Below are 6,000 nucleotides of genomic sequence, written 5' to 3' on the forward strand. Positions count from 1 at the left end.
GTGGTTAGGCTAAAAAACTTCAAAGCCTTTATAGCTGGTCTGACTCTCTAGGTGAGCGAGTCAAGTGAGTCAGGCTCTCGCATCAGCGGGACTAGCTGATAGGGGTTGAGATCCTCGCCAGTATCAATTGCCACCGAGCATATTATTCGGTCAAGATTGAAGCTTCTACGGTCGTTTCGAAGGTGGCAAAAAGCATCGATAGTCTTATCGGCCTCCTTGCGCAGGTCTGATATTTCCCTCTCTGTGACTGTGCCTGTGCCGTCCTGGTATCCAATATATATCCGCATCGTCTTGCCTAATGTATGTTCAACAATGGAACCAGAGATCTCCCCGAGGATGACTCAGGCAGATCTCACTACCGAATTTCTGCTGGGATGCATTCATTTCTTGAGGCGGGCCATTAAAGTTGTCTCAATGTACGCCTGCACTCGAGGGGAAAGGTCACCGCTCAGCTTACAAATTCCGGTTCTCGTGAACCCTACCTGGCCCGTCAGACCTTTGTAGCGCACGGAGTAGGATCCTGCGTCGACGACTGAATGCGACAAACCAAAACCTTCGACGCTCTCGGGATCAATTCCGACCTTGGAGGCGATCTCAACACGTGCGGTTGCAGCAATGGAGCTAATGGATCCGGATAGTTTTAACGAGTTCAGAGTGATCGTCTGGAAGCTTTTGATTGAGTCTTTGACTATTTTATCAGTGACAAATATTTGCTCGCAGCTAAATCCGAAGCCAAGTATTTTGTCTAAACTGTTGAGAAGCTCTTTAGAGGAGCGGGGCGGGTCTTCCATTCGGAACATCAGCTGATCAGTACCAAGTAGTGTTACCTTTTGGCTACACGTTGACACGACTTCATTTTGCTTGCTGATACCGTCAAGGTCTATAGACGTAGCATATAAAGATGTTCTCCAAAAAAATTGGAATGAGCGATCTGGAATATTTACTATGAAACCACTATTTAGTGAGGGATCGTATCGGTTCTGCGCCAGTTTCTGTAGAAGCTCATCCACAGAACAAGGAACTCGAACGGCATACCACTTGAATCTTGAGATCATGCTTGCCTCACTATTTTATAGCTAACATGGCTTTTTTAGCGGACGTCTCAATCGCCTTGGATAGTTCATCAATTTCAGGTTTTAAAGGAGTTCTGGAGCGAGGGAATTTTCCATCAATGTTTGGGTGGACTGACTTCAACAGAACAGAGAACTTATGACAGTCTTTAGGGTCTGCAAAAGACGCCTCGAGCTTATAAATATCACCGTTCCCTAATACTCGCTTGGTTAGCCAGCAAATTTTTACAATAAAGTAAGTGTCCGATGATACTAAGTCATTAAGGATGCCTGACCTGTTCACACCGTTTCCACGGAGCAATACTTTTTCTATGTGCGTTTCGTCTTCGTCGCTTGTTAGGTCGTCTCTATCGTCATCGGATGGCTTAGGCTTATACACGTAAACATCCGTAACATCCCGCTTGCTAAAACCGTCAAGGCCATCGATTAAGTCAATAAAGAATTTCGTTCTTACCTGAGGTGATGGTTTGTCAAAAAGTGTGACGATAAACTTTTCAATCTGGGTAGATGCTTGCGTTGTTATGCTTGATACTATTTCATCCCGAATTTCGTTGGTGAAATCATTCTGGGGCGAAACAATACTATATCCGTTTCCTGTTTTAGTAAACTCGATTACTGCATCCTTAACAACGAGCTGTGCGAACTCAGATTTTTTGTAATCGAATCTGGAGTATTGGATAGTTAAACTAAAATTATCACCATCTCGTGAGATGTAAGCGTTATCTCCTGATTCGATAATCTCACGTTTTAATTCCTCGATAGCTGAGCGTACATCGTTGACGTCCAGTTCTCCCAGGAGCTCCACTGTTGTTGAGCGCTCCCTACGTGGAGCTATTCCGATTTTTTCGGAAATGAGCTTGTGATCATAGTAGTCATGAGTAAGTCGGGAAAAATAGTCAGCCAATACTTCGCGGTCTGTTGCTTTGGAGACGATAGTGTTTCTATTTCTAAATAGAGTTGTCAACGTCTGCGCGTCAACTTTATGTTTCTGTACGAGCGCATCAAAGACGTTTTTGTCAGATGCGAAGTACAGTGCGGGGCCAAATTTTCTCTTTTTCATTCTCTCCACCCCATCCATGCGATATTGTAACCATCTACCATCGATGTGATAGAAGAGATTTTTATGTCGTTTAGAACCTGCTCGCGTATAGGATCGAATCCCCACATTTTCGCGTACTTTGTTTTCGCAAGGTTGAAGTTTGCCGTTACATCATGATTTGGGGATTTATGGGTAACACGGATCTGGACTTCTTTTCCCGATTCTAGCATTTGGTATCTGGACAGACTGTCGAGAAGGTATTCAAACTCTTCAGGCGATGCGCCAGGTCTGTTGTAATACACGACGTATCCGGCCTGTGAGTTGTTCCCTGACTGTAGGTTACTGTGCTGAAGAATAAGGTAGGGGCTGGTAAGCGCTTCTACAGTTGCGGGTTGACCCCAAACATCACCCTGCCGGTGTCGCATTACTAAGTCCGGATAATAGAATGTATAGTCAGGCGATATTTTGCGCTGGTGCATTAATCGCATAATGTCATTTGCGATGCTGTATAAGCGCATCAAATCTTCAGGGCCAAAGAAGTGAAGGCAAACATTGGCCGGAATTGGGATGGAATCGAAGCCTATATTTTCGATCAGGTCGCCAAACGCTTTTTGATAGCCATGATCATGATTGTGGACGATCAGTAGTCCGCGAACTTCATGCTCTTCAGACGTATCTATGCTGAAAGTGCTTCTCCAAGACTCAGAGTCCTGCGCGCATTCAATAGTCATTGCCAATGCTTTAAAAGCGTCGCGAACCTTTGTTTTGGTGATTGATTCTTCTTTGTAAGCTTTCAAATCGGAATGCAGGTAGATTGTCGATCCAAGGTATGGATCTTCATAGAAAAAAATCACATCGCCAGGATGCTTGTCCTTGGGTTTTTTTGTAGGCGTAAGATGGTGAGGGCAGTGGCAACTAAAGTTTTCATTCCAGCGGGGTTTTATTTCCCATTTGAAATAAGAAAATATGTCTTGGACTAGCGCCTCAGCAATTTCGCCAATATTTACTGTTTCCGACATGGTGCATCCCTAGCAAATTTCCGGATTGGCCTATAGGCTATTTGCCATCATAGCAGTCCTCGGGGGGGTTGTACTGCCTAGGCGCTTGTCGATCCGGATCAATGGGTTCCCTGCAGGAGCTTGGTCGGTGACAAACCATCTGGAATGGAGATTCCTGCTGGTTGCACGAAAGCAAGGAGGTAGCGTGTACTGGTCACCTTCAGCCTTCAGCCTTCAGCCTTCAGCCTTCAGCCTTCAGCCTTCAGCCTTCACCTCACTTGTCGCTGAGCTGCTACGTTGTTTATCAGGTACATGATAAAACAGGAGGGAAGAATGCGTAGTTTTCAAGGGGCAGTGTTGTTTGTAGATATGCTTGGATTCAGCGCTCTCACTCGAGGGAAACTCAAGCTCACGGAGTCAGAATACACCCCTTGGAAAATCACGCCTGAAGGAAACTTTCCTCATCAGCTGCTTGCTGCTCAGATTTTGCTATCTTTTCGAAAGATACTGATGCGAACAGGTCGCCGATTCAAAACCGTGAAGCTTGCACAATTATCAGACTGTGCATTTCTTTGGTCTGAGGATCTTGGTGCTGTTACAGACGCAGGACGCTTCTTGATGCACGAAGCGATTGAGGCAGGATTGTTATGTCGGGGCGGTCTTGCCTTTGGAGATATCCACGAACCGAATAAAATTGATCGGACTATTGGAGCCTTCATTGTTGGCGATGCTGTGACGAGAGCAGCGACCTACGAGACCATGGGCAAGGGAATGCGAGTGTTTACAGATGCAGACACTGCTGCTGAGATCCTCCTGAAACGTCCTCGTGAGTCCTTTCACGGGCTTACCAACCCTCTGACGGGCGAAACGGTTGATGAATGGCTTTGGTACGCACCCGAGTCATTGCTGGAGTCTCAGCGCAGCGGAATGGCGTTAGATGAAGTGGTTAGACGACTGGTGTCATGTCATACCATGCTCCGCTATTCACCACGTTTTGCATGGAATGCGGTTTCACCTGAAGGATGTCGGCAATTGGCATGCTCAATTGTCGCTATTTCGGATGCCATGCAAAAGCTCTCGCGAGGCTACGGGGAGTTTGAATTTACGGTTGAGTACCTCATTGGTGCAATGCAAAGTCGCAAGGATGCCGTTCGTGAAAGGGTGCAGAAGCAATTTTCCAAGGAGCTTTTGGAGATGGCGATGTCTCGTGATGTCTGTGATCAGTGATCGAGTTTTGCGCCCCACTTGAGTAACGCCGCTCCTGTGGCAGCAGAAAAGACAGCCGGCGTGCTTGCCAGGTCAAGCAGTACAAAAAAGCACAATGAGGAAATCATCGAGACCCAAGGTGGCAACTCCACACTGCTGAAGAAGTGGAAGGCTCAGTATGGCTCGGATGAAATAGACTTCGGGTTGGCTCACTCATAAGAAAGTGTGTGTTTAGCGGGACGATGAATTTTCGTCCCGCTACTACGTAGTTTAGTTGGGGGTTTTTCGCTGTCGTGAAATGCAGGCGGCTAGCGCAGTCTACATTCAACAAGCAGAGATTTTTTGTATGAAATATTTAGACGGCGCTGCTGGGCTTTGGGGTGTTGCACTGAAATATAAATACAACGATGGAGGTAGGCAGGTCGGCTTCCTCAAATTTCTTAGTAACAATCTTAATGCATGCCGTTATATTTGTAACTTTAGGCTCGCTCGTGGGTACGTCAAGGACTAGAACGCAACCCAGGCGTGTAATTGCCGCGTATGCTGCCGCCTGGCTAGCCGGTTTGTAGGACTCGTCGACGATTTTGTCTATCAAGGCTCCTTTGTGGCCTTTTCTAACCTTGAGCTCAATTGGTACCTGCCCGAAAAGGATATCTACATTTCCGCCAAATCTTTCAGGTTTTTTCTGCACTTTGTCGTCGAATCGGTCGCGTAATTTTTCGTAGAGAAATGGAAGGAAGAAATCATCCTCCATGTTTTTATACCCTTTTTCTTCATTATCACGTCTCCAGGCAATTGCTTTACTCTTCAGGTAAGATGGCTCCTCGATACAATGTGATACCTGCTTAAGTGCCCAGGTGGAGAATTGAATAAAATCTTTTTCTAACTGTGGGTTTCCGTGAAAGCAGTAATTTTGTTGCAAGACTTTCGAGATTTTTTCATAGTTAACGATTTCTACTGTGCTCATGCGTTCGCGAATTTCGTGAGGTAGCGAGCAGTAGTTTGCGCCAAAAATATTATTGACTGCCGGTTTGTGGATGGAGAATTGAATGTCAATGTCTTGAAGGTTATTGGCGGAAGATTGTATTCTTATTTGCTGAATATCAAGTTCACCTTGTACGGCCAGAAGCAGTGGCAGAGCGGCCTTGGTGCCAGAACCTGATGTAAGGGGAGAGGGCATCATTGCGCTACCGCTCGGTAGATCGAGTTGCATCATTGCCTTTCGGAAGTTGAATTGACTTAGGAGAAAGCTGAATTTTGTTTCACCTGTTAATTCTGATCTTTTTTCAAGAAATGTCCGCAGGTATCCGAGCTGTTTGCTAGCAGATATGGCAGGTATAGAGAAGGCAATGGATTTAATTAGCTTGGAGTAGGATTCTTCGCCGAAGTAAACCTGGCTCAAAATGTTGTCTTTGAAATTTTTGATAAAATTGGCTTTTGTTATCGATACTTTGAATTTAGGTGTTCCGGTATGGTCGATGCCAATTTTTTCGAATGAGTCAATTACCGGCTTGGTTCCGCTCGAGTCACCATTTTTTAGATAGCCAAGTGTGCGTGTGAACCAAGAGCCAAAATGATCCTCATAGCTTACTGTGTTGAATTTTTCTACTGGTTGAATCGCCCCGGATTCTCTAGACACCTTGCAAGCTCATTGCGTAACGCTTTTCAAACTCTACCGGTGACAGCT

The 6,000-nt window shown here is 45.6% G+C and carries 6 protein-coding genes; 2 read left to right on the forward strand and 4 right to left on the reverse strand.

Annotated elements, in window-relative coordinates; genetic code table 11:
* Nucleotides 1–380: 380 nt before the first annotated feature.
* From ACQRBT_RS14505 to ACQRBT_RS14515, 3 genes are read right to left on the reverse strand one after another with little or no spacing between them, the layout of a single operon-like run.
* Nucleotides 381–1,055 (reverse strand): hypothetical protein, encoded by a 675-nt coding sequence (locus tag ACQRBT_RS14505; protein ID WP_412047362.1) that lies wholly within the window; start codon nucleotides 1,053–1,055, stop codon nucleotides 381–383.
* Nucleotides 1,056–1,065: 10 nt separating this feature from the next.
* Nucleotides 1,066–2,130 carry a hypothetical protein gene (locus ACQRBT_RS14510; protein WP_198426416.1) on the reverse strand — a complete coding sequence of 355 codons (1,065 nt, stop codon included), beginning with the start codon at nucleotides 2,128–2,130 and terminating at the stop codon, nucleotides 1,066–1,068.
* Nucleotides 2,127–3,128, reverse strand: a complete 1,002-nt coding sequence (locus ACQRBT_RS14515; RefSeq protein WP_191960267.1) for a hypothetical protein — start codon at nucleotides 3,126–3,128, stop codon at nucleotides 2,127–2,129. Before ACQRBT_RS14515 ends, ACQRBT_RS14510 begins: the two co-directional genes overlap by 4 nt.
* Before the next feature lie 312 nt (nucleotides 3,129–3,440).
* Between ACQRBT_RS14515 and ACQRBT_RS14520 the strand changes: the two genes are divergently transcribed.
* Both ACQRBT_RS14520 and ACQRBT_RS14525 read left to right on the forward strand, forming a co-directional pair.
* Nucleotides 3,441–4,334 carry a hypothetical protein gene (locus ACQRBT_RS14520; protein ID WP_412047361.1) on the forward strand — a complete coding sequence of 298 codons (894 nt, stop codon included), beginning with the start codon at nucleotides 3,441–3,443 and terminating at the stop codon, nucleotides 4,332–4,334.
* A gap of 60 nt (nucleotides 4,335–4,394) precedes the next feature.
* Entirely contained in the window at nucleotides 4,395–4,532 is a 138-nt protein-coding gene (locus ACQRBT_RS14525; RefSeq protein WP_427851677.1) for a hypothetical protein, read from the forward strand.
* A 136-nt stretch (nucleotides 4,533–4,668) separates the two neighbouring features.
* Here ACQRBT_RS14525 and ACQRBT_RS14530 read toward each other — a convergent pair whose 3' ends face one another.
* Nucleotides 4,669–5,952, reverse strand: a complete 1,284-nt coding sequence (locus tag ACQRBT_RS14530; protein WP_412047360.1) for a hypothetical protein — start codon at nucleotides 5,950–5,952, stop codon at nucleotides 4,669–4,671.
* Nucleotides 5,953–6,000 lie beyond the last annotated feature (48 nt).

Source organism: Pseudomonas sp. R19M, assembly GCF_050312585.1.
Lineage (GTDB): Bacteria > Pseudomonadota > Gammaproteobacteria > Pseudomonadales > Pseudomonadaceae > Aquipseudomonas > Aquipseudomonas palleroniana.

Bases quoted from the DNA above. Each gene is read 5' to 3' on its own strand.
- ACQRBT_RS14505 (WP_412047362.1), bottom strand. From the start codon at position 1,055: ATGATCTCAAGATTCAAGTGGTATGCCGTTCGAGTTCCTTGTTCTGTG.
- ACQRBT_RS14510 (WP_198426416.1), bottom strand. From the start codon at position 2,130: ATGAAAAAGAGAAAATTTGGCCCCGCACTGTACTTCGCATCTGACAAA.
- ACQRBT_RS14515 (WP_191960267.1), bottom strand. From the start codon at position 3,128: ATGTCGGAAACAGTAAATATTGGCGAAATTGCTGAGGCGCTAGTCCAA.
- ACQRBT_RS14520 (WP_412047361.1), top strand. From the start codon at position 3,441: ATGCGTAGTTTTCAAGGGGCAGTGTTGTTTGTAGATATGCTTGGATTC.